The organism is Variovorax sp. V15 (genome assembly GCF_041154425.1).
In the GTDB taxonomy this organism is placed as follows: Bacteria; Pseudomonadota; Gammaproteobacteria; order Burkholderiales; family Burkholderiaceae_C; genus Variovorax; species Variovorax guangxiensis.
The window spans coordinates 1,521,105-1,546,607 of the sequence record NZ_AP028659.1 but is presented as its reverse complement, the minus strand read 5'-3'; the positions used below and the strand labels follow the sequence as shown (position 1 = coordinate 1,546,607).

Annotated in this window: 24 protein-coding genes; 14 read left to right on the top strand and 10 right to left on the bottom strand. The window is 68.6% G+C overall.

The window, feature by feature from the left end:
- The first annotated feature begins 4 nt into the window (after window positions 1–4).
- Window positions 5–1,216: a cystathionine beta-lyase gene (metC, locus tag ACAM57_RS07530; RefSeq protein WP_369661189.1), complete on the top strand. Its 1,212-nt coding sequence runs from the start codon at window positions 5–7 to the stop codon at window positions 1,214–1,216.
- Between the two features lie 4 nt (window positions 1,217–1,220).
- On the opposite strand, the gene ACAM57_RS07525 is transcribed toward metC, so the two are convergent.
- The 6 genes from ACAM57_RS07525 to ACAM57_RS07500 form a co-directional block, all read right to left on the bottom strand.
- Complete coding sequence (locus tag ACAM57_RS07525) at window positions 1,221–1,808, bottom strand: lipocalin family protein (protein WP_369661188.1); 588 nt, start codon at window positions 1,806–1,808, stop codon at window positions 1,221–1,223.
- Window positions 1,809–1,905: 97 nt separating this feature from the next.
- Complete coding sequence (locus tag ACAM57_RS07520) at window positions 1,906–2,334, bottom strand: sel1 repeat family protein (RefSeq protein WP_260319407.1); 429 nt, start codon at window positions 2,332–2,334, stop codon at window positions 1,906–1,908.
- 120 nt (window positions 2,335–2,454) lie between these two features.
- Window positions 2,455–4,620 (bottom strand): TonB-dependent receptor, encoded by a 2,166-nt coding sequence (locus ACAM57_RS07515; RefSeq protein ID WP_369661187.1) that lies wholly within the window; start codon window positions 4,618–4,620, stop codon window positions 2,455–2,457.
- Between the two features lie 242 nt (window positions 4,621–4,862).
- A complete protein-coding gene (locus ACAM57_RS07510; RefSeq protein ID WP_369661186.1) occupies window positions 4,863–5,666 on the bottom strand; it encodes a class I SAM-dependent methyltransferase in 804 nt (267 codons plus the stop codon).
- Window positions 5,667–5,792: 126 nt separating this feature from the next.
- Complete coding sequence (locus ACAM57_RS07505) at window positions 5,793–5,999, bottom strand: YbdD/YjiX family protein (RefSeq protein WP_124462312.1); 207 nt, start codon at window positions 5,997–5,999, stop codon at window positions 5,793–5,795.
- Window positions 6,000–6,003: 4 nt separating this feature from the next.
- A complete protein-coding gene (locus ACAM57_RS07500) occupies window positions 6,004–8,079 on the bottom strand; it encodes a carbon starvation CstA family protein (RefSeq protein WP_369661185.1) in 2,076 nt (691 codons plus the stop codon).
- 219 nt (window positions 8,080–8,298) lie between these two features.
- Between ACAM57_RS07500 and ACAM57_RS07495 the strand changes: the two genes are divergently transcribed.
- From ACAM57_RS07495 to ACAM57_RS07435, 13 genes are all read left to right on the top strand, one after another.
- A complete protein-coding gene (locus tag ACAM57_RS07495) occupies window positions 8,299–8,706 on the top strand; it encodes a type IV pilin protein (protein WP_369661184.1) in 408 nt (135 codons plus the stop codon).
- Complete coding sequence (locus tag ACAM57_RS07490; RefSeq protein WP_369661183.1) at window positions 8,700–9,257, top strand: prepilin-type N-terminal cleavage/methylation domain-containing protein; 558 nt, start codon at window positions 8,700–8,702, stop codon at window positions 9,255–9,257. The genes ACAM57_RS07495 and ACAM57_RS07490 overlap by 7 nt, the downstream gene beginning before the upstream one ends.
- On the top strand, window positions 9,254–10,399 hold the full coding sequence (locus tag ACAM57_RS07485; RefSeq protein ID WP_369661182.1) for a PilW family protein: 1,146 nt from the start codon (window positions 9,254–9,256) through the stop codon (window positions 10,397–10,399). The genes ACAM57_RS07490 and ACAM57_RS07485 overlap by 4 nt, the downstream gene beginning before the upstream one ends.
- Window positions 10,396–10,968 (top strand): hypothetical protein, encoded by a 573-nt coding sequence (locus ACAM57_RS07480; protein WP_126023412.1) that lies wholly within the window; start codon window positions 10,396–10,398, stop codon window positions 10,966–10,968. The genes ACAM57_RS07485 and ACAM57_RS07480 overlap by 4 nt, the downstream gene beginning before the upstream one ends.
- Window positions 10,969–11,011: 43 nt before the next feature.
- Window positions 11,012–14,092 carry a pilus assembly protein gene (locus tag ACAM57_RS07475; RefSeq protein ID WP_369661181.1) on the top strand — a complete coding sequence of 1,027 codons (3,081 nt, stop codon included), beginning with the start codon at window positions 11,012–11,014 and terminating at the stop codon, window positions 14,090–14,092.
- A gap of 20 nt (window positions 14,093–14,112) precedes the next feature.
- Window positions 14,113–14,628: a GspH/FimT family pseudopilin gene (locus tag ACAM57_RS07470; protein WP_126023410.1), complete on the top strand. Its 516-nt coding sequence runs from the start codon at window positions 14,113–14,115 to the stop codon at window positions 14,626–14,628.
- A gap of 144 nt (window positions 14,629–14,772) precedes the next feature.
- Window positions 14,773–15,597, top strand: coding sequence for a DUF6502 family protein (locus tag ACAM57_RS07465; protein WP_369661180.1), 825 nt, complete (start codon window positions 14,773–14,775; stop codon window positions 15,595–15,597).
- Complete coding sequence (locus ACAM57_RS07460) at window positions 15,594–16,976, top strand: DUF5666 domain-containing protein (RefSeq protein WP_369661179.1); 1,383 nt, start codon at window positions 15,594–15,596, stop codon at window positions 16,974–16,976. Before ACAM57_RS07465 ends, ACAM57_RS07460 begins: the two co-directional genes overlap by 4 nt.
- Window positions 16,977–17,061: 85 nt before the next feature.
- Window positions 17,062–18,354: an FAD-dependent oxidoreductase gene (locus ACAM57_RS07455; RefSeq protein ID WP_184641150.1), complete on the top strand. Its 1,293-nt coding sequence runs from the start codon at window positions 17,062–17,064 to the stop codon at window positions 18,352–18,354.
- A gap of 135 nt (window positions 18,355–18,489) precedes the next feature.
- The gene (locus ACAM57_RS07450; RefSeq protein ID WP_369661178.1) at window positions 18,490–19,206 is read left to right on the top strand and encodes a DUF3348 domain-containing protein; all 717 of its coding nucleotides are present in this window, start codon (window positions 18,490–18,492) and stop codon (window positions 19,204–19,206) included.
- Complete coding sequence (locus ACAM57_RS07445) at window positions 19,203–21,836, top strand: DUF802 domain-containing protein (protein WP_369661177.1); 2,634 nt, start codon at window positions 19,203–19,205, stop codon at window positions 21,834–21,836. The genes ACAM57_RS07450 and ACAM57_RS07445 overlap by 4 nt, the downstream gene beginning before the upstream one ends.
- Window positions 21,836–22,489, top strand: a complete 654-nt coding sequence (locus ACAM57_RS07440) for an OmpA family protein (protein ID WP_184641222.1) — start codon at window positions 21,836–21,838, stop codon at window positions 22,487–22,489. The genes ACAM57_RS07445 and ACAM57_RS07440 overlap by 1 nt, the downstream gene beginning before the upstream one ends.
- Window positions 22,482–23,180, top strand: coding sequence for a DUF2894 domain-containing protein (locus ACAM57_RS07435; RefSeq protein WP_369661176.1), 699 nt, complete (start codon window positions 22,482–22,484; stop codon window positions 23,178–23,180). The genes ACAM57_RS07440 and ACAM57_RS07435 overlap by 8 nt, the downstream gene beginning before the upstream one ends.
- On the opposite strand, the gene ACAM57_RS07430 is transcribed toward ACAM57_RS07435, so the two are convergent.
- The 4 genes from ACAM57_RS07430 to ACAM57_RS07415 all read right to left on the bottom strand — a co-directional run bounded on the left by ACAM57_RS07430 (window position 23,177) and on the right by ACAM57_RS07415 (window position 25,387).
- Window positions 23,177–23,734 (bottom strand): C40 family peptidase, encoded by a 558-nt coding sequence (locus ACAM57_RS07430; RefSeq protein WP_369661175.1) that lies wholly within the window; start codon window positions 23,732–23,734, stop codon window positions 23,177–23,179. The genes ACAM57_RS07435 and ACAM57_RS07430 overlap by 4 nt on opposite strands.
- Window positions 23,735–23,869: 135 nt before the next feature.
- Entirely contained in the window at window positions 23,870–24,157 is a 288-nt protein-coding gene (locus ACAM57_RS07425; RefSeq protein WP_125946996.1) for an HU family DNA-binding protein, read from the bottom strand.
- A gap of 197 nt (window positions 24,158–24,354) precedes the next feature.
- Window positions 24,355–24,660, bottom strand: coding sequence for a hypothetical protein (locus tag ACAM57_RS07420; RefSeq protein ID WP_369661174.1), 306 nt, complete (start codon window positions 24,658–24,660; stop codon window positions 24,355–24,357).
- 100 nt (window positions 24,661–24,760) lie between these two features.
- Window positions 24,761–25,387, bottom strand: a complete 627-nt coding sequence (locus ACAM57_RS07415) for a DUF938 domain-containing protein (protein ID WP_369661173.1) — start codon at window positions 25,385–25,387, stop codon at window positions 24,761–24,763.
- Between the last annotated feature and the right edge of the window lie 116 nt (window positions 25,388–25,503).

The following is a 25,503-nucleotide window of genomic DNA, read 5'->3' as shown; positions in this document are numbered from 1 at the left end:
CAAGATGCCCGACTCGCACCACGCTTCCTCCGGCCAGACGCTGGACACCCGCCTCACCCGCACCGGCAAGGCCCCGTCCCATGCCGGAGGCGTGCCCGTCAACACGCCGCTGGTGCGCGCCAGCACCGTGCTCTTCGACAGCGTGGGCGCCATGCGCGACGCTCGCGCTCGGCGCGACGAGGAGCGCATCTTCAGCTACGGCGCGCGCGGCACGCCCACCACCTTCGCGCTGGAAGACGCGGTGAGCGAGCTCGAAGGCGCCTGGCGCACGCGGCTTTTCCCGACCGGCCTCGCGGCCATCGGCATGGTGCTGCTGTCGTACCTGAAGCCGGGCGACCACGTGCTGATGTCCGACAGCGTGTACGAGCCCACGCGCAACCTCGTGCATTCCTTCCTGGAGCCCTACGGCATCCGCAGCACCTTCTTCGCGGCGGACGGCAGCGGCATCGAGGAGCTGTTCGAGCCGAACACGCGGCTGGTGTACGCCGAATGCCCCGGCTCGCTGGTCTACGAGATGTGCGACCTGCCGAAGCTGGCCGAGCTGGCGCATGCACGCGGTGCGCTGCTCGCGGCCGACAACACCTGGGGCTCCGGCGTCCAGTACCGCCCGCTCGCGCTGGGCGCCGACATCTCGACGATGGCCGCAACCAAGTACCTCTCGGGCCACTCCGACGTGATGATGGGCACCGTCGCCACCACGGAGGCCGCATGGCGCCCGCTCAACGAACGCTGCGACGCCTTCGGCATGACCGTGAGCCCCGACGATGCATGGCTGGTGCTGCGCGGCATGCGCACGCTCTCGGCGCGGCTGCAGATGCACGAGCGGCATGCGCTGGAAGTGGCGCACTGGCTGCAGGAGCGGCCCGAAGTGGCGACCGTGTTCTGCCCCGCGCTGCCGCAGCATCCGGGGCACGAGATCTGGAAGCGCGATTGCAGCGGCACGAACGGGCTGCTGTCGATCGAGCTGCAGCCGGGCGTCGGGAACGCGGCAGTCGAGCGTTTCGTCGATGCGCTCAGGCTCTTCGGCCGCGGCTCCTCATGGGGCGGCTACGAGAGCCTCGTCGCCTGGACCAACATGCGTGCCGCGCGCAGCGTGACCGACTGGAGCGGGCGCGGCGCGGTGGTGCGGCTGCACGTCGGGCTGGAGTCACCGCGGGACCTGACGGCGGACCTGGCGAGCGGCTTCGAGGCGATGGCCTCTGCCCGCGGCGCCTGAATGGCTACTGCTTCGCGGCGCCGGCCCGTTCCTCGGGCCAGCGCTGCGGCACGCGGCGCAGGTTCTCGACCGAATACCCCAGCCCTTTGAGGCGCGCCACCGCCGCCTCGTAGGCCGGCTCGGAAATGCTCGGCGTGCGCGCCATGATCCACGCATAGTCGCGCTTGCTGCGGCCGATGATCGTCAGGCCGTAGTCCTTGTCGACGTCGACGATCACGTACTCCGCCTTCACCGGCCACACGAACTGCATGCCCCACACCGCGTTGCCGGTGCCGGGCACCACGCGGCCCACCGGGTTCATGGTCTTGAGCGGGCCGTCGAAGCCGCCTTCGCGGTAGCGGAAGCGGGTGTCGATGCGGCCGTCAGGCTGCAGCGTGTACGACTCCACCGCGTTGAAGGCATCGCGTTCCGGCCGTGTCGGGATGTTGCCGATCACGTACCAGTCGCCCATGAAGCGCTGCAGGTCGACCTGCTTCGCCGTCGGGATGGTGGGCGGCGACACCGCGCACCCGGTAACCAGGAGAATCGCCGCCACGCCTGCCGCGATGAGAAGAGCCGGGCCGGCCAATGGGTGTGTCGGGTATCGCTTCATCTTGCTCGTGCCTCCGATGGAAGAGGCCCAGCCTAGCGACCTCCCCGGCAGGCCTGCGTCGGACGGCGCCTTCGCCCATGATCGGGCGCCCGGCCCTTCAGCCGCAGGCGCGGCGCCCGTCGGGCGAACTGCGCAGGCGGTTCAGGAAGGTCAGCTGCACCTTCGCCGTCTCGCTGCCCTGCACCGCCGCGCGGCGCATCCATTCGCCGGCCTCGCAGCGGTCGGCCTTCACGGCGGTGCCGTAGAGCGCGGGGCCGGTCATCAGCACCATCCCGAGCATCTCCTGCGCCTCGGCGTGGCCGTCCGTGGCGGCATCGCGCAGGTGCTGGAGCATGGCGCGGTAGTCGCGAGCGGCCTGGGCCTCCAGCGCAAGCTGAAAGCGCTGCTCGGCCTGCAGGTCGATGTCCGCGCCCGAAGGACGCGCCGCGCTGATCGCGGCCGCCAGCATCAGCACGCCCGAGAGCACCACACGCAGGCGCAGCGAGAGGCCGGTCATCCGGCCGAGGTCGAGTTGTTCGGTTGGCATCGATGGGCTCCACGGACGTTGTTGTCGTGGAGGCATCGTCGCGCCGCGGCGCCGAACGGAAAAGCAGGAATTCGCGCAGGCGGGCTCAGCCGCAGACTGAGCCCGCAACCGCATCCGGGATCAGAACTTCGCGGTCAGCATCACCTGCAGTTCGCGCCCCGGGCCCGGCATGATCAGGTTGTCCACGCTGCCGTGCGCCGACACGTAGTACTTGCGGTTGGTGATGTTCTTCAGGTTCGCCGAGATCTCGTAGCGCCCGGTCTTGTAGCTCGCGGCCAGGTCGGCCGTGACGTACGAGGGCAGCGTGACGAGGTTACTCAGCGACGCGTAGCGCGAGGCCACGTAGTTGACGCCGCCGCCGGCGCTCAGGCCGTTGCCCAGGTCTTTCATGAGCCACACGAAGGCCGAGTGCCGCGGCGTGAGCGGCGCGATCTTGCCCTGCATCGGCATCGCCGGGCCGATCGGCAACTGCAGCGAGCTCACCGTGGCCAGCGACCTGGTCATGCGCCCGTCGAGATACGCGTAGCCCGCGCTGACGTCCCAGCGGCCCGGCAGCTTGCCGGCCAGCGCCAGCTCCATGCCGTTGGTGCGCTGCGTGCCGACGTTGATCTGCCGCGCGGGGTTGGCCGGGTCGGTGTTCTTGATGCCCGAGCGCTCCAGGTTGAACAGCGCCGCGGTGACATTGAGCGCGCCGTCGAGGAAGTCGAGCTTGGCGCCGATCTCCTTGTTCACCGTGATCTCGGGGTCGTTGGCGGTGTTGCTGGCCGACAGCGCGAAGGTCTCGGCCGAAGGCTGGAACGAGCGGCTGTACGACACGTAGTACGACTGGGTTTCGCTCGGCTGCCAGACCACGCCCGCGCGCGGGCTGAACTTGCGGTCGGTGCGCGACAGCGGCGCGAGCGTGCGCTCGAAGGAGGTGTCCTGCCCGAACACGTCGTAGCGGCCACCCACCAGCGCCTTCCATTGCGGTGCCAGCGTGATCTGGTTCTGCGCATAGAGCGCGGCCGTCTTGAACGTGGAGTTGCTCGGAATCGCGCTGGCGGCCGTGTAGCTCGAAAGCGGCAGCGGCGCCGGCACGGCCACCGGGTTCAGGATGCTCACGCGCTCGTAGCCGGTGGCCGAACTCACCGAGTACAGGCGCTTGTCCTGCTGGCCGAACTCGGCGCCGACCAGCCATTCCTGCCTGAAGCCGCCGAGCTCGTTGCGCCAGGTCAGGTCGGTCTGGTTGAACCAGCCGCTCTCGTCGCGGTCGACGAAGCCGCGCGTGCGGCCGACCGTGAGGCGCACCGGGTCGGTGGTGCCGCTGGGCAGGGTGTTGAAGCGGTCCAGCTTGTAGCTGTAGTAGCGCGTGGTGTTGCGCAGGGTCAGCGCATCGCTGAAGCGGTGGTTGAGCGTGGCGGTGAACGACTGCACCTTGGTCGTGGTGGTGTCGTCGCGCTTCGCGAACGCCGAGCCGTAGTAGGTGCCGATGGGCACGTTCACGGGGCGGCCGTTGAGCGCCGGGATGCCGAAGTCGGTGAGGCGCTGGTCGTGGGCGTTGGTGTACTGCAGCAGCAGGTCTGTCTGCGGGCTGAACTTGATGGCCAGCGAAGGCGCGATGTTGTAGCGGTCGATGAACTGCTGGTCGCGGTAGCTGCCCGACTTCTCTCGCGCCACGTTGAGGCGGAAGGCCATGTTCTCGCCGATGGGCGTGTTGAGGTCTGCGGTGGCGCGCTTGAAGTCGTGCGAGCCCAGGCCGAGCGACACCTCGCCGAAGGGGCGCTCGAAGATCGGCTTCTTGGTCACGCGGTTGACGAGGCCGCCCGACGAGCCGCGGCCGTACAGCACGGCCGCCGGCCCCTTGAGCACTTCGATGCGCTCGGTGTCCGACAGGTCGCGGAAGTACAGCGCGTCGTCGCGCACGCCGTCGACGAACCAGTCGGCAATGGCGGTGAAGCCGCGGATCACCACCTGGTCGCGCTGGCCGTCGCCTGCGTTGAACGACACGCCGGGCGCGTTGCGCAGCGCGTCCTGCATCGAGGTCGCGCCCTGGTCGCGCAGCAGCTGCGCCGGCAGCACGTTGACGGCCTGCGGAATGTCGCGCAGCGGCGCGCTGCCCTTGGTGGCCGTGCTGCCGACGGAAGGCGCGTAGCCGACATCCTGTTCGGAAGTGACGGTCACCTCCTTGAGCGTGGCGTCGGTGCCCTGGGCCTGGGCCGCGCAGTGGGCAGCGGCCAGGGCGGCGACGATCAGGGACGGATTGCGCAGGCGAAGCTGAAGGCGCGGCGCGCGAGAACGGACGGACATGGCAGGAATTCCCTCAAGGCGATTTGTTTTTTGAAATCGCGAAGCGCCACGCCGGCGCCTCCATCGCTTCGACGGAGAAACCGTGTGTGCCCTGCCTTGAACGAATCTGGGTTGGGTGCCCTCGCCGGCCCGCACCGGCGCGGTGGCCGGGGCTTCGGACGAGAGATCGCGTCGCGCGACCCGCGAATTCTAAATAAATGCAACCGCGTTCCGGGCCGGCTCTCCGGCCGCCGCTGCGGCGCTCAGCGCGCGCGGGCCCGCGTCAGCAGGTAGCTCTGGTGCACCACGTTGTCGACGTAGTAAGGCTCGGCGAGCGCATCGAACTCGGCCCGCAGCGCCGCCAGCTTCTGCGGGTCTTCGGCAAGGCCTTCGACCAGCTTGCGCATCGGGCCGACCGAACGCTCCAGGAACAGGCGGAAGTGCCCCAGGCTCAGGGCCGGAAAGTGCATGGTGCCGCGGCCGAAGAACGGCGCGTCGAAGTGCTGGCCCAGGCGCTCCGTGACGATGGCCGGGTTGCCCCATTGAGGTGGCGGCGACGCGCCGGCCGGTGGCGGCGGCGAGTTGCGCCCGATGAAGGCGAACATGCGCCCCACGAAGTGCTCGGGCGGCCAGGTGGCGAAGGCGATGCGCCCGCCGGGCTTCAGCACGCGGCGCATCTCGGCCACGGCCACTTCGGGGCGCGGCGCGAACATGTGGCCGAACTGGCTGAGCACGACGTCGAAGGAGGCGTCGGCATACGGCAGGTTCTCGGCGTCGCCTTCGGTCCAGGCGATGTCGCCGTGCCCGGAGATGCCGGCGTTCTCGCGCGCGGCCTCGATCAGTTCGGGCGTCAGGTCGAGCCCCGTGACGCGTGCGCCGCGGCGCGCCGCCGTGACGGCCACCACGCCGGTGCCGGTGCCCACGTCCAGCACGGTCTCGCCTTGCGCAACCTGCGCGAACCTGACGAGATGCCCGGCCACCGGCGTCGTGAACATGGCGGTCGGCGCGAAGGTCGACCACATCTCGCGCTGCCGGCTCTTGAACTCTGCAAAGGGATCCTGCGACATATCACCCTCCATTCCAGCCACGGGGCTGCGGACATGGAGGGGACTCTAGGCCCGGGGAATGGGCCCGTCCATCCCGCGGGACAGGGCTTCGATCGGAAAGAGCTGTAACGCAATCCCGCGCCAGGCTCAGCAGCAGCGCCCCTTGCCCGCCCCGTAGCGCGCCTCCAGCCGCTCGCGGAAGAAGGCCTCGTAGCTCATCGGCGGCTGGTCGGGATGGGTGGCCGCCATGTGCGTGAGGTAGGCGTCGTAGTCGGGCAGCCCGACCATGAGCCGCAGCGACTGCTTGAGCGAGCGCGCGAAATAGCGCCCGGCTTCCGGCAATGCGAGGCCCATGGCTTCAGTGGGCCGCCGTCGCGGCGGCGGTACCCATCGGCTCGAACGGGGTTTCCTGCGCGGTCGGCCGGTTGGCCGCGCGCGCAGCGATGCAGGCCTTGATGCTGTAGACCAGCACGCTCAGCACCACGAAGATGAAGAGCGCGCACAGCGCGGCGTCGAGGCGGTCGTTGAAGACGATGCGCGACATGGCCTCCGGCGTCTTGGCCGGCGCCACCAGCACGCCGTTGGCGATGCCCTCGGTGTACTTGGCCGCGTGCGAGAGGAATCCGATCTTCGGGTCGGCCGAGAAGATCTTCTGCCAGCCCGCGGTGAGTGTGCACGCCAGCAGCCACGCGGCCGGCGCGATGGCCACCCAGGCATAGCGCTCGCGCTTCATGCGGAAGAGCACCACCACGCCCAGCATCAGCGCGACGGCGGCGAGCATCTGATTGGAGATGCCGAACAGCGGCCACAGCGTGTTGATGCCGCCCAGCGGATCGACCACGCCCTGGTACAGGAAGTAGCCCCAGGCCGCCACGCACAGCGCGGTGGCGACGAGGTTGGCCGGCAGCGAGTCGGTGCGCTTGAGCGCGGGCACGAAGCTGCCCAGCAGGTCCTGCAGCATGAAGCGGCCGGCGCGGGTGCCGGCGTCCACGGCCGTGAGGATGAAGAGCGCCTCGAACAGGATCGCGAAGTGGTACCAGAAGGCCATCATGGCCTGCCCACCGATCGCCTGGTGAAGGATGTGGGCCATGCCCACGGCCAGCGTCGGCGCGCCGCCGGTGCGACCGAGGATGGTGGTCTCGCCCACGTCCCTGGCGGTCTGCAGCAGCATCTCGGGCGTGATCACGAAGCCCCAGCCCGACACCGTGGCCGCCACCTGCTGCGCGGTGGTGCCGACCAGCGCGCCGGGGCTGTTCATCGCGAAGTAGATGCCGGGTTCGATGCACGAGGCTGCCACCAGCGCCATCACCGCGACGAAGGACTCGGCCAGCATGCCGCCGTAGCCGATGAAGCGCGCGTGGCGTTCGTTGTCGAGCATCTTGGGCGTGGTGCCCGAGGAGATGAGCGCGTGGAAGCCGGAGACGGCGCCGCAGGCGATGGTGATGAACAGGAACGGGAACAGGCTGCCCGACCACACCGGGCCGTTGCCCTGCGCGAACTGCGTGACGGCCGGCATCTGCAGCGTGGGCATCACGAACACGATGCCGATGGCCAGCGCGATGATGGTGCCGATCTTCAGAAAGGTCGAGAGGTAGTCGCGCGGCGCGAGCAGCAGCCACACGGGCAGGCTCGCTGCGACGAAGCCGTAGCCCACCAGCATCCAGGTGAGCGCCTTGCCGTCGAAGGTGAAGAGCGGCGCCCAATCGGGGCTCTGGCTCACGGCCTGGCCGCCGAAGATGGCGAGCATCAGCAGCACGAAGCCGATCAGCGACACCTCGCCGATGCGCCCCGGGCGGATGTAGCGCAGGTACACGCCCATGAAGAGCGCCACGGGAATGGTCGCGGCCACCGTGAAGGTGCCCCACGGCGATTCGGCCAGCGCCTTCACCACGATCAGCGCCAGCACCGCCAGGATGATGATCATGATCATGAAGGTGCCGAACAGCGCGATCATGCCGGGCACCGGCCCCATCTCCTGCTTGACGAGGTCGCCCAGCGAGCGGCCGTCGCGCCGCGTGGAGATGAACAGCACGATGAAGTCCTGCACCGCGCCGGCGAACACCACGCCGGCCAGCACCCACAGCAGGCCGGGCAGGTAGCCCATCTGCGCCGCCAGCACCGGCCCCACCAGCGGGCCCGCGCCCGCGATGGCCGCGAAGTGGTGGCCGAACAGCACGTTCTTGTCGGTCGGCACGTAGTCCAGGCCGTCGTTGTGGCGGTGCGCCGGCGTCTTGCGGTTGCCGTCCAGGCCCAGCACCTTGTCGGCGATGAAGAGGCTGTAGTAGCGGTAGGCGATCAGGTAGGTGCAGATCGCGGCGGCCACCACCCAGAGGGCGTTGACGCTTTCGCCGCGGGTCAGGGCCACGGTGGCGAGCGCGAACGCGCCGACCACGGCCACGACCAGCCACACCAGATGGCGGCGGATGCTGTGCATGCGGATGTCTCCTTGAGATTGAACCCGGGGAGTTTTGCCGGGCCCAGGCGCCGACGCATCCGTCGCACCGCGCGGAGCATGCGCGTGGCTTTGCGTAATGGAAAACCCTGGATTCCGCCGTGGCGGACACCGCACACCGGAGCTTCCAGGCCCTTGCATTTCCCTCAGATGTGATAAATTCACATAATTAACAATGTGAAACATTCCTTCCGAGCCACGATGAACCAGCATTCGCAGGCACGCAGACGCAGCAGCGGCTTCACATTGATCGAGGTCATGATCACGGTCGCGATCGTGGCCATCCTGGCTTCGATCGCCCTGCCGAGCTATCAGCAGTACATCATTCGCTCGAAGCGCTCGGCGGCCCAGGCGCAGATGATGGACATCGCCAACCGGCAGCAGCAGTACCTCATCGCCAACCGCATCTACGCCGACAAGGCGGCGCTCACCGCCAGCGGCTACAGCCTGCCGTCGGAGGTTTCGGCGAACTACAGCTACGACGTCACCCTCTCGACCTCCGGCGCGCCGGGCTACACGCTCACCTTCAGACCGACGGGCGCGCAACAGGGCGACGGCGATCTCACCCTCACCAGCGAAGGCGTGAAGTCGCCGTCCGGCAAATGGTGAAAAACCGCCCCCTGCGCCGCCAGCGCGGCACGACGCTGATCGAAGTGCTGGTCACGCTGCTCGTCGTGGCTTTCGGGCTGTTCGGCCTCGTCGGCCTCCAGGCCCGCATGCAGGCCTCCGAGATGGAGTCGTACCAGCGCTCGCAGGCGCTGATCCTGCTGAACGACATGGCCAGCCGCATCGCCATCAACCGCCGCACCGCGGCCAGCTACGTCACCAGCGCACCGCTGGGCGCCGACGCCGCCTGCCCCACCGCCACCGGCACGCGGCAGCAGGTGGACGCCAAGGAGTGGTGCGACGCACTGCAGGGCGCCGCGGAGGTCTCCGGCAGCAGCAAGCTCGGCACCGTGATCGGCGGGCGCGGCTGCGTGGAGGACATGGGCAACAACGAGTACCTGGTCACCGTCGCCTGGCAGGGGCTGGGGCCGATCTCGGCGCCGCCGGCCGGCGTGGCCTGCGGCAAGGGCCAGTACGACAGCGGCACCACGTGTACCGACGACAAGTGCCGCCGCGCCGTGACCACGCTGGTGCGCATCGGATCGCTCTCATGAGCCGCCCGCGCGCCTTGCAGCACGTCCGGCACGCCCAGCGCGGCCTGACGCTGATCGAGCTGATGGTGGCCATCACCATCACGCTCATCGTGGTGGCCGCGCTGCTCGCGCTCTTCCTCAACGTGAACAACTCCCAGCGCGAGCTGGAGCGGGTCAACCGGCAGATAGAAAGCGGCCGCCTCAGCGTCTTCGTGCTCGAGAACGAGCTCTCCCATGCCGGATTCTGGGAGAACTACATGCCCGAGTTCGACGACCTCACCGTCACCGGCGCTCCCACGCACGTGCCCACCGGCGCCCTGCCCGACCCGTGCCTGCCCTACTCCGTCGCGAACTGGACCGACGACTACAAGCGCCAGCTGCTCGACCTGCCGGTGCAGACCTACGACAGCGTCCCCGCCAGCTGTACCGACCTGCTGAAGAACAAGAAGGCCGGCACCGACATCGTCGTGGTGCGCCACGCCGAGACCTGCCTGCCCGGCACGCCCAACTGCGAGGCGGACACCAGCGGCGCGATGTATTTCCAGTCGTCGCTGTGCGGCACGCAGAAGCCCTCCTCGTTCGACCTGTCGACCGCCGGCTTCGGCAACATGTTCCAGAAGGACTGCACCACCCCCTCGCCCAAGCGCAAGCTCGTCGCCGACATCTACTACGTGCGCGACTACGCCGACACCGTGGGCGACGGCATTCCCACGCTGGCGCGCTCGCGCTTCGACTTCGTGGGCGGCACGCTGGCGCAGCAGCCGCCCACGCCGCTGATCGAAGGCGTCGAGGGCTTCCGCGTCGAACTCGGCCTCGACACGCTGAGCAAGACCGGCGCCGCGGTCGACTACACCGCGGCCATCGCCTGGGCCGACCCGGCGAACAAGTCCACGCCGGCCAACCGGGGCGACGGCAGCCCCGACGGCAACTTCGTGCACTGCACCACCAGCCCCGCCTGCACCGCCGACCAGCTCGTCAACGTAGTGGCCGTCAAGCTCTTCGTGCTGGCGCGCAGCTCCGAGGCCTCGCCCGGCCACACCGACACGCGCACCTACCAGCTCGGCGGCGCCACGCTCGGGCCTTTCAACGACCACTACAAGCGCCACGCGTTCTCCACTTCCGTGCGCCTGAGCAACGTCACCGGCCGAAGGGAGACGCCATGAACACCAGCGTGCCGTTCGCCCGCGGCGCCGGCCAGCGCGGCGCGGCCCTGCTCATCGGAATGATCATGCTGCTGCTGATCACCCTGGTGGTCACCGCGGCCTTCAACCTGAGCAACGCCAACCTCAAGGCAGTGGGCAACCTGCAGACGCGCAACGAGGCGGTGGCCGCCGCCAATCGCGCGATCGAGGAAGTCGCCTCCAGCCTGCTCGTGCCCGGCAGCGACGGCAGCCCCACGCTCGCGCCGCCGCAGCAGACCGTGAGCATGGTCGACATCGACAACGACGGCATCACCGACTACAGGGTGGACGTCGCTCCCCCCGTTTGCGTGCGCGCCACCAAGGCACTCGACACCGGCAGCGGCGGCAGCACCGGCCCGGGCGGCGTCACCGGCGGCGCATCGAGCAGCGGCTCGGGGCTCTCGACGCTGCCCGACCAATACAACTCCGTGTGGGACATCAGCACCACGGTCACCGACGCCCGCAACGGCAACGGCGCCACCACCTCCGTGCGCCAGGGCGTGCGCGCCCTGCTCAACAAGGCGCAGTTCGAAGCGTTCTGCGCCTCCTAGGCATGCCAATTCAAGACAACCCGACGACGAACAGGCCCGCACCATGATCCGGAAACTTCTCGCTTCGCTGTGGACGGCCGCCGCGCTCACCGCGTTGACGGCGCTGCCGGCGGGCCCGGCCCACGCCGAGGACATTGACCTCTTCGTGGGCTACAACCCCAGCGCGGCGCAGGCGCCGAACGTGCTGTTCGTGCTGGACAACACGGCCAACTGGAACCAGCCCTTCACCGCCGAGATGACCGCGCTCGCCTCGGCCTTCGAAAGCCTGAAGGCCAACAAGTTCAAGGTCGGCCTGATGATGTTCACCGAGACCGGCCAGGGCAACTCCAACTCCGACGGCGGCTACGTGCGCGCAGCGGTGCGCACGCTGGACGACGGCACCAAGATCAAGTACGGCGCGCTCATCCGCAGCCTCGACAAGCTCGGCGACAAGTCCAACGGCGGCAAGGCCGGCAAGACCATGGCCGAGGTCTACCGCTACCTGGCCAGCGGCACGCCGATCGCGGGCAACGGCAAGGTCAAGGCCGACTACAGCGGCAACACGAGCGGCACGACGGCCTCGAAAGCCATCTACGCGCTCACGCGCAACGCGCTCAGCGGCTTCTCCGCCACCACCTACGTCGGCCCGAGCACCGAGAACTGCACCGGCACCTACGTCATCTACATCAGCAACGGCGCGGCGCAGGACAACACCAGCGACAGCCAGACCTCCAACGCCGCCCTGCGCGCCGCGGGCGGCGACACCACGCAGATCGCCCTGAGCCCCAGCGGCTCGCAGGACAACACGGCCGACGAATGGTCGCGCTTCCTGCAGACCAGCATGGGCGTGAAGGTCTACACCATCGAGGCCGCCAAGGCGACCGGCGGCCAGGGCCCGGGCTGGACCTCGCTGCTCCAGAGCATGGCCACCCAGAGCAAGGGCGAGTACTACGACATCTCGGCCAAGCCCGACCTGGGCAGCGCGCTCGGCGCGGCGCTGGACGACATCTTCAGCAAGATCCAGTCGGTCAACAGCGTGTTCTCCTCGGTCAGCCTGCCGGTGAGCGTGAACACCCAGGGCACCTACCTGAACCAGGTGTTCGTGGGCATGTTCCGCCCCGACCAGGATGCCTTCCCGCGCTGGAACGGCAACCTCAAGCAATACAAGCTCGGGCTGGACAGCAGCAACCAGCTGATCCTGCAGGACGCGGCGGACAACAACGCAGTGAACAACCAGACCGGCTTCGTGGCGCCCTGCGCGCGCAGCTTCTGGACGCCCGCGCCCAGCGATACCGACCTGTACTGGAGCTTCAGGCCCTCCGGCGACTGCCTGGGCAAGGAAGCCGCCGACAGCCCCGACGGCAACGTGGTGGAAAAAGGCGCGCAGGGCTACATGCTGCGGCGCATGGTCGTCGCCAACCGGAACATGAAGACCTGCACGCCGGGCAGCTGCACGGCCCTCACCGCCTTCGCCGACGGCAACTCCGCCATCACCAAGGCCGCGCTGGGCGTCACCGCCGACACCGACCGCACCACGCTCATCAACTGGGCGCGCGGCCTCGACAACAAGGGCGACGAGCGGCCCGACGCGCAGGGCAATCCCGTCACCTCCAACTCGATGCGCCCCTCGGTGCACGGCGACGTGGTGCACTCGCGGCCGGTGGCCATCAACTACGGCACCGACGCCGCGCCGCAGGTGGTGGTGTTCTACGGCGGCAACGACGGCGTGCTGCGCGCCGTCAACGGCAATCGCACCGACGCCATCGGCTCGGCCGCCGCGGGCGACGAGCTCTGGTCCTTCATGCCGCCGGAGTTCTACGGGAGCATCAAGCGGCTGTACGACGACACCACGCGCATCAACTTCCCCGGCCTGCCGGTCACCATCGGTGCGGTGGCGCCCAAGCCCTACGGCATGGACGGCCCCGTCTCGGCCTATCGCCAGGGCAGCACCGCCTGGCTCTACGCGAGCATGCGTCGCGGCGGCCGGCTGATCTACGCCTTCGACGTCTCCTCCGCCACCGCGCCCACGCTGAAGTGGCGCAAGGGCTGCCCCAACCAGGGCGACGACACCGGCTGCGACAGCGGCTTCGAGGGCATCGGCCAGACCTGGTCGGCTCCCAAGGTGATGCGCGCCAGCGGCTACGGCGGCGGCAACAGCCCGCTGCTGATCTTCGGCGGCGGCTACGACAAGTGCGAGGACGTCGACACCAACAGCGCAGTCCAGGCCTGCGGCACCGCCGCCAAGGGCAGCGGCATCTACGTGCTCGACGCCGACACCGGCGCGCGCCTGCAGATGTTCCCTACCGCGCGGCCGGTGGCCGGCGAGGTCACCGTCGTCACCGATTCCCTGGGCATCGCCCGCATCGCCTACGCGGCCGACCTGGGCGGCAACGTCTATCGCATCGCGCTCGGCAGCGGCGCACCTTCGGCCTGGACGATGACGCAGACCGCCTCTCTGGGCTGCGACACGGTGACCACCTGCACGCCCAACCGCAAGTTCATGTTCGCCCCCGACGTGGTGGAGGACAACGGCGCCTTCGTCATCCTGCTCGGCTCGGGCGACCGCGAGAAGCCGCTGCGCTACTACAACGTCGCGCTCGGCGTGGCCAACCGCTTCTACATGCTGGTCGACAAGCCCACCGACAGCACCTGGCTGAGCAGCGAAACCAGCAACTGCGGCGCCGGCAACGGGCTGCTGTGCCAGGCTTCGCTGCTGCCGATCACCGACACCTCCACGCCGACCTCCTCCGACCTTGCCACCAAGAAGGGCTGGTATCTCGCCCTTGCCGCCGGCGAGCAGGTGGTGACCAGTTCGGTCACCGCCTACGGCGTCACCACCTTCAACACCCACACGCCGAGCAACCCGAACACGCAGACTTGCCGCGCCGACCTCGGCACCGCGCGCGTCTACAACGTGTCGTACGTCAATGCCGCGCCCCAGGGGCCCGGCGGCCGCTTCCAGAACGTGGTGGGCGGCGGCCTCGCGCCCTCGCCCGTGGTGGGCCGCGTCCAGCTCGACAACGGCACCATGCGCGACGTGGTGATCGGCGCCAACCCCGACTCATTCCTGAGCCCCAAGGGCACCTCGCCCAAGGCCGCGTTCAAGCAGCCCAAGGGCCGGGTCTACTGGTTCATCCAGAAGTGAGCCCCTGGAGCACCGGCAGCATGCGCAACCGCCCCCGCACCGCCCGCGCGCGTGGCTTCACGCTGATCGAGCTGATGGTCACCGTGGCCGTGCTGGTGGTGCTCGTCGCCATCGCCGTGCCTTCGTTCGATGGCATCCGGCTTTCCATGCGCCTGAGCAACTACGCCACCTCGCTGGTGGCGGGCAGCCAGCTCGCCCGCAGCGAGGCCATCAAGCGCAACGCGCCGGTCACCCTCTGTGCCTCGGCCAACGGCAGCAGCTGCAGCACCAACGGCCAGTGGGAAGCCGGCTGGATCGTGCTCAGCGGCACGCAGGTGCTGCGCGCGGAAAGCGCCGCGGCCACGGGCTACCTGCTGCGGGAAGCGGGCGGCGCGAGCGCCATCGTGTTCCAGGCGACCGGCGTGGGCGCCAGCCAGAGCCGGATCACCATCTGCCGCAGCACCCCGAGCGCCAACCAGTCGCGCGCCGTGAGCATCAGCGCCACCGGGCGCACCAACATCACGAGGTCGAACGACGGTACCTGCACCGCGACCTAGCCGCCCTCCGCATACCCCGGAAAGGCCATCTTCGCGGACGAACGACAATAGCCAGCTGCGAAGGAGCCCGGACGGCGGCCCGGCCCCCTTCTCCATCCTTCCTCTTGTCCCGCACGCACAGAACCAGGAGCAACGACCGCATTCATGGAACACCGGCTGGATTGGGCCCTTGCCGCCTGCGCTCGCATCCTTCGTCCGGTGGTCCGGCTGGCGCTCGCCATGGGCGTCAAGCACCCCCACCTCGAAGAGCTGCTGCGCGACCTGCTCATCGAGGAGGCGCAGCGCTCCTGGCGCCAGCAGGGCGTGAAGCGGCCCAACCTCAGCCAGATCTCGGTCACCACCGGCCTGAACCGCAAGGCCGTCACCGCCAAGGTCCGAGCCACCGTCGATCCCCTGCCCCACACCGAACTCTCGGCCGCCGCCAAGACCTTCACGCTCTGGCTGCAGATGACGGTCGACAACGAGGACCTGCGCCGCATTCCGGTCACCACCGAGGACGAGGCGCCCTCCTTCGAGCGCGTGGCCCGGCTGGCCAGCCGCGGCAACATCCACCATCGCACCATCCTGGATGAGCTGGTGCGCCTGAACATGGTCGCGGAAGGCAACGGCACCGCCGAGCTCATGGCCGACGGCTTCGTGCCGGTCGAAGACCTGCAGTCGATGCTCGCCTTCCTGGGCGACAACGGCCGCGACCACCTGCTGGCCGCCGTCTCCAACACCCTGGGCGAAACGCCCCGAATGTTGGAGCGCTCGGTGTACGCGCGCGGCCTCACGCTGGAAAATTGCGAGAAAATCCAGCTTCTCGCGCGCGAGCGCTGGACCGCCCTGCACCACGAACTGGCCCGCGAGATGACCGAGGCCGTCGATCGCGCGCCCGCCGACAGCAAGGCCCGCATCCGCGTCGGCATCTATACCTATTACGAAGACGACGAAGCCGCGCAGAAGAAGAGCGGGCCGCCCTCACGATGAACACGATCCTGACCCTCCCGCGTTCCTTCCGGCTCGCGCAGCGCCTCCTTCGCGGCCTGCTGCTTGCGGGCGGCATGGCCATGCTTCTTTCTTGCGGAGGCGGAGGCGGCGGCGGTGGCGCAGGCAGCGCGTCCGGCCTGGGCGTTGCAGGCGTATCCGGCTCCGGCACCACCACGGAAACGGGCGGCGGCGGCGGCGGCGGTGGCGGCGACAGCGGCGCCTCCGGCGGGTCCAGCGGCAATGCAGGCAGCGGCGGCGACGGCACCAGCACCGCGGGCAACACCAACGGCGACGGCTCCGGCGTGGGTTCCGGCGGCACCGGCGTGAGCGCGGACGCGGCCGGCATCGGCGCGGCGGACGGCCTGGGCAGCATCATCCTCAACGGCCTGCGCTACAACACCGACAGCGCCGCCTTCAGCCTCGAAGACACCAGCGAACTGCAGATCGGCATGAGCGCGCGCGTCGCCGGCAAGGTCGACACCGACTTCACCAGCGGCGTCGCCACGCAGGTCGTCTCGGCCGCCGAGCTGCGCGGCGCCGTCTCCGCCATCAACCTCGCGGACGGCAGCTTCACCGTCATGGGCAGCCGCGTGACCACCGACACCGCCACCGTCTGGGGCGACGCCGGCGGCCCGGCCGACCTGCGCGACGGCGCGGTGATCCAGGTCTGGGGCCTGCCCGCTTCGCCGGGTATGCTGCGCGCCACGCGCGTGCACATCACGCCCGCCTCCGCCGAGCCGCTGGCGACCGGCACCGTGCAGAACCTCGACCTCGTCGGCCGGCAGTTCACGCTCGGCCTGCTCACCGTCGACTTCGGCCCCGGCGTCGACACCGCCAGCCTGGCCGAAGGCGCCATCGTCCGCGTGCGCGGCACCGTGGCGCCGGTGGCAGGCCGCTTCACCGCCACCACGGTGAAGGGCTGGTACGCCATCCCCACCGCCGACGGCATCGCGCTGCAGCTCGCGGGCGTCGCCACCGACTTCGCCTCGCTCGGCGACTTCCGCGTGCTCGGCAACAAGGTCGACGCGCGCAACGCGCAGATCACCGGCGGCCCGGCCGGTTCCATCGGCAACGGCGTCAAGGTCGAGGTCGACGGTTTCCTCTCGGGGCAGGTGCTGGTGGCCAAGAAGCTGCGCATCCGCTACGTGCCCGGCACGGGCGGGCCGGCGTCCTTCACCGTGATCGGCCCCGTCGCCGGCTACCAGTCGGTTTCCGACTTCATCGTGCGCGGCCAGCACGTGAACGCCGGTGACTCCGCTACCATCTTCGAAAACGGCACCCCCGCGGACCTGGGCAACGGCAAGCGCGTGACAGTCGTCGGAGACCGCGTGGTCGACGGCGTGCTCATCGCCCAGCGCGTCACCTTCGCGCAGCCCTGAGCCGGGCTGGGCCCGGTACACCGGGCGGCGCCGCGCAACACAGGCCACGTCGTCCGCGGCGCGACCGGATCGATCGATCGGAGCCATGGAAACGCCAACCGCCCAAGCGAGCGCATCCCCGACGCCACGCTGCTGCATCGCAGGTGGTGGCCCTGCCGGCATGGTTCTGGGCCTGCTGCTGGCCCGTGCCGGCGTGCCGGTGGTCGTGCTGGAGAAGCATCTCGACTTCCTGCGCGACTTCCGCGGCGACACGGTGCACCCGTCCACGCTCGAAATCCTGCACGAGCTGGGACTGCTCGACGCCTTCCTGCAGCGCCCCCACGACCGCGTGGACGAGCTGCGCGCCAGCTACGAGGGCCGCGCCGTGCCGGTGGCCGACTTCACCCACCTGCCCTCGCACAGCAAGTTTCTCGTGCTGATGCCGCAGTGGGAGTTCCTGGACTTCATGTACGACGAGGCCCGGCGCTACCCGGGCTTCGAGCTGTGGACCGACGCCGAGGCCATCGGCCTGCTGCAGGAAAAAGGCCGCGTCAACGGCGTGAAGGTGCGTCGCGACCGCCGCGCCGGCCAGCCGCGCGAGGTCGAGCTGCATGCCTCGCTCGTGGTGGCCGCCGACGGCCGGCATTCCGCGCTGCGCGACGCGGCGGCGCTGCCGCACATCAGCTACGGCGCCCCCATCGACGTGCTGTGGATGGCCGTTCCGAGGCTGGCCAGCGACCCCGACGCCACCGCGGGCCACATCGCAGGCGGCCACATCCTGGTGACGCTGAACCGTGGCGACTACTGGCAATGCGCCTTCGTCATACCCAAGGGCGGCCACGATGCGCTGCAGGCGCGGGGCATGGCCGCCTTCCACGAAGAAATCGGCCGCATCGCGCCCTTCCTCGCCGAAAGGCTGCCTTCGGCGCTGCCCGACTGGGATTCGGTGAAGCTGCTCGAAGTGACGGTCGACCGGCTCGAAAGCTGGTCGTGCCGTGGCCTGCTGTGCATCGGCGACGCCGCGCATGCGATGTCGCCCGTGGGCGGCGTCGGCATCAACCTCGCCGTGCAGGACGCGGTGGCTGCCGCCAACCTGCTGGCCCCCGCCCTGGCCGGCGAAGCGACCGACAAGGAAATCGACGCCCTGCTGCCCCAGCTGCAGCGCCGCAGGGAGTGGCCGGTGCAAGTCACCCAGGCCGTGCAGCGCTTCATACAGGACCGCGTGCTCATGGCCGTGCTCGACGGCGCGGCTACGGCCAGGCCGGGGCGTCGTCTGCCCTTGCCGCTGCGGCTGCTGGCGCGCTGGCCGCTGCTGCGCCGGCTGCCTGCAAGGGCCGTGGGGCTGGGCGTGCGGCCGGAGCATGTCCGGTCGCCGAATTCGCCGCGCGCGCCTCAATGAAACCGGCAATGAAAAACTGGCATTTCGTTACACAGCCGGCGTCCTGAGCTGCCGTCCGGAGGGGCCCGGACAAAGGGCGCTGTTGTAGACTGCCGGGTTTTTCGAAGAGGCGCGTTCAGGCGGATCCAGGAGGTTATGGGGCAAGTTTTCAAGCGCTCAGGTTTCAACGGCTCGGCGCTCATTCGCTTGCTTTCCCGACTGGCCGAGGCTGACGTCCGCGAACCCGCAAACCCCACCGCCGACCGGCTGAGCCAGTGGTTCGGCTGGACCGACGCCATCTCGCTTTCAGCCGCGCTCGACGGCACGCCCGCAACGGCGCAGACCAGCATTCGCGCTCCCCGCAACACCGAAGAAAGCGAATGCAACCGCGTGAAAAGCGCGCTGGCCAACGCCATCGTCGAAGACAACACCTTCGGCGCCGGCAAGGACGCCACTTCGGACTTCGCCCCCTACCGCCGCCGCTACCTCGCCCGGCAGCAGGCCATGGAAGCCGGCGTGGGCTCGCTGCGCAGCAGGCTGCGCTCGGCCATGGCTGCCAGGTCTCCTGCCATGGCGCGGCTGGCCTCGGTCGACGTGGTGATGGCGCAGGTGCTGGAAGCGCGCGAGCACAGCCTGCTTTCGGCCGTGCCGGGTCTGCTGGAGCGGCATTTCGAGCGACTGCGCAAGGCGAGCGAAGCGCCGGCAGCGGAAGAAGCGCAAACGCCGGACACTGCCGCCCCGCCCTCCGACGCATGGCTGGACGTGTTCCGCAAGGACGCGCAGGACGTGCTGCTCGCCGAACTTGATTTTCGATTCCAACCGGTCGAAGGGCTGCTCGATGCCCTTCGCACCCAGGCCACCAGGACCCCATGACCCGATTCCTTCAATACGCTGTGTTTGCCGCCGGCCTGGCCGTCGTCGGCTGGGTGGGCGCCGGATACATCGGCACCAACACGCTGGCGCTGGCCGTCACCTTGATCGTCGGCGCCTTCTACATCATGGGCGCGCTGGAGCTGCACCGCTTCCAGCAGGCGACCTCCTCGCTGACCGGGGCCGTCTCCGGCCTGTCCGCCCCGCCCGACAACCTGGGCGCGTGGCTCGACCGCCTGCATCCCTCGCTGCGCAACGCTGTGCGCCTGCGCATCGAGGGCGAGCGCGTGGGCCTGCCCGGCCCGGCGCTGACGCCCTACCTCGCCGGCTTCCTGGTGCTGCTGGGCATGCTGGGCACCTTCGTCGGCATGGTGGTCACGCTCCGGGGCACCGGCATCGCGCTCGAAAGCTCGACCGACCTGCAGACCATCCGCGATTCGCTCTCGGCCCCCGTCAAGGGCCTCGGCCTGGCCTTCGGCACCTCGGTGGCCGGCGTGGCCGCATCGGCCATGCTGGGCCTGGCCTCGGCCCTGAGCCGCCGCGAAAGACTGCAGGCCGCGCAACTGCTCGACACGAAGATCGCCACCGTGCTGCGCGTCTTCTCGCAGACGCACCAGCGCGACGAATCCTTCAAGCTGCTGCAGCAGCAGGCCCACGCCATGCCCGAGCTGGTCGGCCAGCTGCAGGCCATGATGCTGACGATGGAACGGCAGAGCCAAGCGCTGAACGAGCGCCTCGTCGCCGGCCAGGACAGCTTCCACAGCAAGGCCGAAGCCGTCTACGGCAACCTCGCCGCTTCCGTCGACCAGTCGCTGAAGCACAGCCTGACCGAGAGCGCGCGCGTCGCGGGCGCGGCGATCCAGCCCGTGGTCGAAGCCACCATGGCCGGCATCGCACGCGAAACCGTCGCGCTGCACGACACCATTTCAAAGACGGTCCAGCAGCAACTCGACGGCCTCTCCGGCCGCTTCGAGGCCACCACCACCCACGTGGCCGACACCTGGAAGAGCGCGCTCGCCGAGCACCAGCGCACCAGCGAAGCGCTGGCCGGCGACATGCGCGGCTCGCACGACCAGTTCGCCCAGAGCTTCGAGCAGCGCTCGACCGCGCTGGTGGACGCCGTGTCCGCCCGCCTCGAAAGCGCCGTCGGCAAGGTCTCCAGCACCTGGGACAGCGCCCTGGCCCGGCATCAGCAGGTCAGCGAGAAGCTCTCCGGCGATGCGCACCAGGCCCTGTCGACCGCTGCGGCCGCCTTCGAACGGCACTCCGCATCGCTGCTTCAATCCGTCGATCAATCGCACGCGAAGTTGCAGGCCGAACTGGCATCGCGCGACGAACAGCGCCTTGCCGCCTGGACCCAATCGCTCACCGCCATGGCCGCATCGCTGCAGCAGGAATGGCAGCAGGCCGGCACGCACAGCGCAGGCCAGCAGCAGCAGCTTCTCGACGCCATGACGCAGACCGCGCGCGACATGACGGCGCAGACCGAAGCGCACGCCAAGAACACCATCGCCGAGATCGCGAAGCTGCTGCATGCCGCATCGGAAGCGCCGCGCGCCGCAGCCGAGATCGTGTCGCAGATGACGCTGCGCGACGAACAGCGCCTCTCGGCCTGGACGCAGTCGCTCGCGGACATGACCGCGTCGCTGCGCCAGGAGTGGCAACAGACCGGCGAGCACAACGCGAGCCAGCAGCAACAGCTGCTCGACACCATGGCGCAGACCGCTCGCGAGATGTCGGCCCAGCACGAAGCGCACGCGAAGAACACCATCGTCGAGATCGCGAAACTGCTGCAGTCCGCGTCGGAAGCGCCGCGCGCCGCGGCCGAGATCGTGTCGCAGATGACTTCACGAGACGAACAGCGCCTCTCGGCCTGGACGCAGTCGCTCACCGACATGGCAACCTCGCTGCGCCAGGAATGGCAACAGGCCGGCGAGCACAGCGCGAGCCAGCAGAAGCAGATGGTCGACACCATGGCGCAGACCGCGCGCGAGATGTCGGCCCAGTCCGAGGCGCATGCGAAGAGCACCGTCGCCGAAATCGCCCAGCTGCTTCAGGCCGCAGCGGAAGCACCGCGCGCCGCGGCCGAAGTGATCACTGAGCTGCGCCAGAAGCTCGCCGACGGCATGGCACGCGACAACGCGATGCTGGAAGAGCGCAGCCGCATCCTCGAAACGCTCTCCACCCTGCTCGACGCGGTGAACCACGCCTCCACCGAACAGCGCACCGCCATCGACACGCTGGTGTCGGCGTCGGCCGAGATGCTGGAGCGCGTGGGCAGCCGCTTCACCGAGCGGGCCGATGCCGAGTCCGAGAAGATGGCCTCCGTTGCCGCGCAGATCACCGGCAGCGCCGTCGAGGTGGCCAGCCTGGGCGAAGCCTTCGGCCTTGCGGTGCAGCTTTTCAGCCAGTCGAACGACAAGCTCGCGGGCCACCTGCAGCGCATCGAAGGCGCGCTGGGCAAGTCCATCGCGCGCAGCGACGAGCAGCTGGCCTACTACGTCGCGCAGGCGCGCGAGGTGATCGACCTGAGCATCATGTCGCAGAAGCAGATCGTCGAAGACATGCAGCAGATCGCCAACCGGCAGCAGCAACTGCAGCATCAGCAAGCGCCCGCGGACAGCGAAGCATGATCCGCGACGACATCGAGGCCGGCTTCGACGAACCGGGCGTGCCCGTGTGGGCCGTGTTCGGCGACCTCATGGCCGGCCTGCTCGGCGCCTTCGTGCTGATACTGGTGTGCGCGATCGGCATGCAGCTCGAACTCGCTTCGAAGCTGGAAACCGAAGTCAAGCAACGGCAGGCCGAAGCCAAGCGCCTGCAGACGCTCGAGCAGGCCCTGGCCGCGCCGCTCGCGGCGGGCCGAGTGACCCTGAACAACGGCCGCATCGGTATCAGCGGCAACGTGCTCTTCGCCTTCAACTCCGCCGAGCTGCAGCCCGAAGGCCGTCAACTGCTCAAGAGCCTTGCGTCCCCGCTGACCAGCTACCTCAAGTCGCGCGACGAGATCCTGATGGTGAGCGGCTTCACCGACGACCGGCAGATGCGCGACAACGCGCGCCAGTTCGCCGACAACTGGGAGCTCTCGGCCCAGCGCGCGCTGACCGTGACGCGCGCGCTGATCGAATCCGGCGTTCCGTCGTCGTCGATCTTCGCGGCTGCGTTCGGCTCCGAGCAGCCCGTTGCGTCGAATGCCGACGCCGACGGCCGGTCGAAGAACCGGCGCGTGGAGATGGCGCCCACGCCGCGCCCCTCCAGCAGCGCGAACGCGAAGCCCCGTGACTGAGGCCGAAGGCAGCGAAGCCGCACGCGACATCGGCGCGATGGTCGCTGCCGCCCTCGCGCGAGGCGAGCAGCGCTTCGACCCCGTGCGCTTCCGCTTCATCGAAGCGATGGCGAAGCGTGCCACCGCTCATGGCGGCGACGCGCGGCGCATGCTGGACGACAAGGTGGCGACGCTTCTTGCGGCCTATGACGAAGATAGGACGAAGGCGCAGCCCACAAGCACCGTGGAGCAGGAAGCCGCTGCAGAACCGAGTCCGTTCGCGGAACTCGCCGAACACATCGCGCGCCATGCACCGATGCCCGGCAATGCCCCGGCTGCACCTGCTGCTGCAGCAAAGGCCGGAGCCGCCACCAAGGCCTCTGCTGCGCCTCCCGCGCCCGAACTCAAATCGATCCGATACTTCCAGAGCACCTGGTCCAAGCTCAGCGCCGACCGGCGCCTGACGCAGTCGCTGTCGAAGGTGCCCGAGAACGCGGGCCCGCTCAACTCGCACCACCTCGTGCACCGTTCGCTCACGCTGATGCACAACCTGTCGCCGGAATACCTCAACCGGTTCATGGCGTATGTCGATGCACTGTCGTGGGTCGATCAGCTGAACGCCGGCAGTGGCGCTGCTGCAGCCGCACCAGCGAGCGCGACAGGCTCACGCGGCGAGCCTGCGAAGAAGAGCAGCAGAAGCAAATCGAGCTAAGGCCTGCGCGCCTGCACCGTCTGGCGCGACCAGTACACGCCGTCGAGCCGATCCAGCCGCACCACGCCGCCCGTCGAAGGCGCATGCACGAAGCGGCCACCGCCCACATAGATGCCCGCATGCGAGGGCGTGGACGAGCCGAAGAGCACGAGATCGCCAGTGCGAAGCTCCGACACCGGCACCGGGCTGCCGAAGCCCGTCATGCGCGCCACGGTTCTGGGCGGCGATTCGCCCACGCTGTTGAGATACACGTAGCCGATGAGGCCGCTGCAGTCGAAGCCGCCGTCTGGCGTGTTGCCGCCATAGCGGTACGGCGTGCCGACAAGGCCCAGTGCGTGGATCGCGATGCTGTTCGATTGCTCGGGCGTCAGCGAGCTGCTGACCGCGGGCCCTGTCGCACCGCCCTGACGTGGCCCCGATGGCCCGGCGCAGCCCACGATGAGAAGACAGAACCCGATGGAAGAGAGAAGACGCAGCAGCCAGCGCTGCAATGCGGAGGAGGAAGAAGAAAAAGAAGTCGGCGTTGTCGGCACAGCAGGCGCGTTGTCGTGCATGTCGGAGGGCTGGGCTTGTGAACGTGCACAAACTCTAGCGCGGAATGCCGCTGCTTTCCTGAAGATGCCGGCCCTCCGCGGCCCGCACTGCTGCGCGGGCGCCACGGAGGGAATGGGGGAAGGAAGACGGAAGGCTTACTCGGCCGCGGGCGCGTTGACAGCGTCCTTCAGCGCCTTGCCGGCGGTGAACTTGGGAGCCTTGCTGGCCTTGATGGTCATCTTCTCGCCCGTCGAGGGGTTGCGCCCTTCACGCTCGGGGCGGCTGGCAACGGCGAAGGTGCCGAAGCCGATCAGTTGCACCGTGTCGCCCTTTGCCAGGGCACGCGACAGGTTGTCGATGGCGGAGTCGAGCGCGCGAGCGGCATCGGCCTTGCTGAGGTTGGTGTCCGTGGCGATGGCGGCGATGAGGTCGGTCTTGTTCAAAACGGATGGTCTTTCTTGCTTGGATCAAACGGTGGAAAAAAACGGTGGCGCGAATGCGCACCGGGCTTGAATGTAATCGCGCTCGCGGGAAGCGATGGAGCGCCGGTGCGTTTCAAAAGTGAAACATCGTGATCGATGCACGGGGGTGGGCGAAACTTCGGCAGCTGCTGGCAAAGCAGACAGCCACCAATTGCCCGTCAGATCTCGCTGCTCTTCTTGCTGCTCTTCTTGCTGCTCTTCTTGCTGCTCTTCTTGCTGCGTCTCCGCCGATACAGCCAGTTGCCGATGAGTCCACCGACGACAACACAAAGGGCCTGCACGAGCAGCGCAATCATGAAGGCATCGGAGAGGTCGTACTCGCTGCGCGCCATGTTCATCTCGTACCAACGGCCCATCGCGACGAGCATGAAATTGGAGACGAGCCCAAGCAGCAATCCACCGCCGGCAATGAAAAGAAATCGAAGCCCTGCGTGCATGGCACGCGCTTGCGTAAACGTCGACACTGAGTTCTCCCTGAAATTGTTGGGGCATTGTTCACTCTTCTGAGGCCTCAATCACAGATCAAGCAGGCTACCCGACTCCCAGGAATTGCCAGTGAAGCATTCAAGGCCGACCGAACACCAGCAGCAGATTGTTCGCAGGCATCACGTACCTCTCCCGCAACACAAGCCCCACCCGCTGCGCCTGCGCAGCCACGTCCTCGATACGCCGTATCCCCCACGCAGCATTGCGCCCACGCAAGTCCTCATCGAACGCCAGATTGCTCGGCGCCGTAGCCACTCCATCCTCGAAGTAAGGCCCATACGTGACCAGCACCCCACCAGGACGCAGATGCCGCGCAGCCCCTTGCATCAGGCCGACGCACGCGGCCCAGGGCGCGATGTGGATCATGTTCGCGCAGTAGATCGCATCGAACTTCTCCCCTCCTTCAGCGAAGGCGAAGCCCTGCGACGGCCATCGGGGTGCAGTCACGTCGAGCAGAAGCGGCGCGCGAAGATTGGGCAACGCGGCTTGCTCGATTCGGGCGGCAATTCCAGGCAATGCGCGCGCATCGGCGTCAGTAGGCTGCCAGGTCCATTTGCTCAACGCCGTGGCGAACCAGACGGCATGCTGGCCGGTGCCGGACGCGATCTCCAGCATGGCGCCCTGCTCGCCGAGGATGCCGCTCAGTGCATCGAGGATGGGCTGCTTGTTGCGTTCGGCGGCGGGGCTGTGGGGAAGGTCTGGCATTTGGGAAGGCACCTGAACGAGGTGGATGGGAGCGAGTACGCCGGAGCGAGCAAGAATATTCGAATGACTGGGGAAGATGCCCGGAAATTCGATGCGGCATATAACAATGCACTCCA

What these genes read in the sequence shown, in the direction of transcription:
- ACAM57_RS07460 (WP_369661179.1), top strand. Translation starts at nt 15,594, where the DNA reads ATGAACACGATCCTGACCCTCCCGCGTTCCTTCCGGCTCGCGCAGCGC.
- ACAM57_RS07465 (WP_369661180.1), top strand. Translation starts at nt 14,773, where the DNA reads ATGGAACACCGGCTGGATTGGGCCCTTGCCGCCTGCGCTCGCATCCTT.
- ACAM57_RS07455 (WP_184641150.1), top strand. Translation starts at nt 17,062, where the DNA reads ATGGAAACGCCAACCGCCCAAGCGAGCGCATCCCCGACGCCACGCTGC.
- ACAM57_RS07475 (WP_369661181.1), top strand. Translation starts at nt 11,012, where the DNA reads ATGATCCGGAAACTTCTCGCTTCGCTGTGGACGGCCGCCGCGCTCACC.
- ACAM57_RS07485 (WP_369661182.1), top strand. Translation starts at nt 9,254, where the DNA reads ATGAGCCGCCCGCGCGCCTTGCAGCACGTCCGGCACGCCCAGCGCGGC.
- ACAM57_RS07515 (WP_369661187.1), bottom strand. Translation starts at nt 4,620, where the DNA reads ATGTCCGTCCGTTCTCGCGCGCCGCGCCTTCAGCTTCGCCTGCGCAAT.
- ACAM57_RS07525 (WP_369661188.1), bottom strand. Translation starts at nt 1,808, where the DNA reads ATGAAGCGATACCCGACACACCCATTGGCCGGCCCGGCTCTTCTCATC.
- ACAM57_RS07450 (WP_369661178.1), top strand. Translation starts at nt 18,490, where the DNA reads ATGGGGCAAGTTTTCAAGCGCTCAGGTTTCAACGGCTCGGCGCTCATT.
- ACAM57_RS07490 (WP_369661183.1), top strand. Translation starts at nt 8,700, where the DNA reads ATGGTGAAAAACCGCCCCCTGCGCCGCCAGCGCGGCACGACGCTGATC.
- ACAM57_RS07510 (WP_369661186.1), bottom strand. Translation starts at nt 5,666, where the DNA reads ATGTCGCAGGATCCCTTTGCAGAGTTCAAGAGCCGGCAGCGCGAGATG.
- ACAM57_RS07505 (WP_124462312.1), bottom strand. Translation starts at nt 5,999, where the DNA reads ATGGGCCTCGCATTGCCGGAAGCCGGGCGCTATTTCGCGCGCTCGCTC.
- ACAM57_RS07470 (WP_126023410.1), top strand. Translation starts at nt 14,113, where the DNA reads ATGCGCAACCGCCCCCGCACCGCCCGCGCGCGTGGCTTCACGCTGATC.
- ACAM57_RS07415 (WP_369661173.1), bottom strand. Translation starts at nt 25,387, where the DNA reads ATGCCAGACCTTCCCCACAGCCCCGCCGCCGAACGCAACAAGCAGCCC.
- ACAM57_RS07495 (WP_369661184.1), top strand. Translation starts at nt 8,299, where the DNA reads ATGAACCAGCATTCGCAGGCACGCAGACGCAGCAGCGGCTTCACATTG.
- metC (WP_369661189.1), top strand. Translation starts at nt 5, where the DNA reads ATGCCCGACTCGCACCACGCTTCCTCCGGCCAGACGCTGGACACCCGC.
- ACAM57_RS07520 (WP_260319407.1), bottom strand. Translation starts at nt 2,334, where the DNA reads ATGCCAACCGAACAACTCGACCTCGGCCGGATGACCGGCCTCTCGCTG.
- ACAM57_RS07445 (WP_369661177.1), top strand. Translation starts at nt 19,203, where the DNA reads ATGACCCGATTCCTTCAATACGCTGTGTTTGCCGCCGGCCTGGCCGTC.
- ACAM57_RS07480 (WP_126023412.1), top strand. Translation starts at nt 10,396, where the DNA reads ATGAACACCAGCGTGCCGTTCGCCCGCGGCGCCGGCCAGCGCGGCGCG.
- ACAM57_RS07500 (WP_369661185.1), bottom strand. Translation starts at nt 8,079, where the DNA reads ATGCACAGCATCCGCCGCCATCTGGTGTGGCTGGTCGTGGCCGTGGTC.
- ACAM57_RS07430 (WP_369661175.1), bottom strand. Translation starts at nt 23,734, where the DNA reads ATGCACGACAACGCGCCTGCTGTGCCGACAACGCCGACTTCTTTTTCT.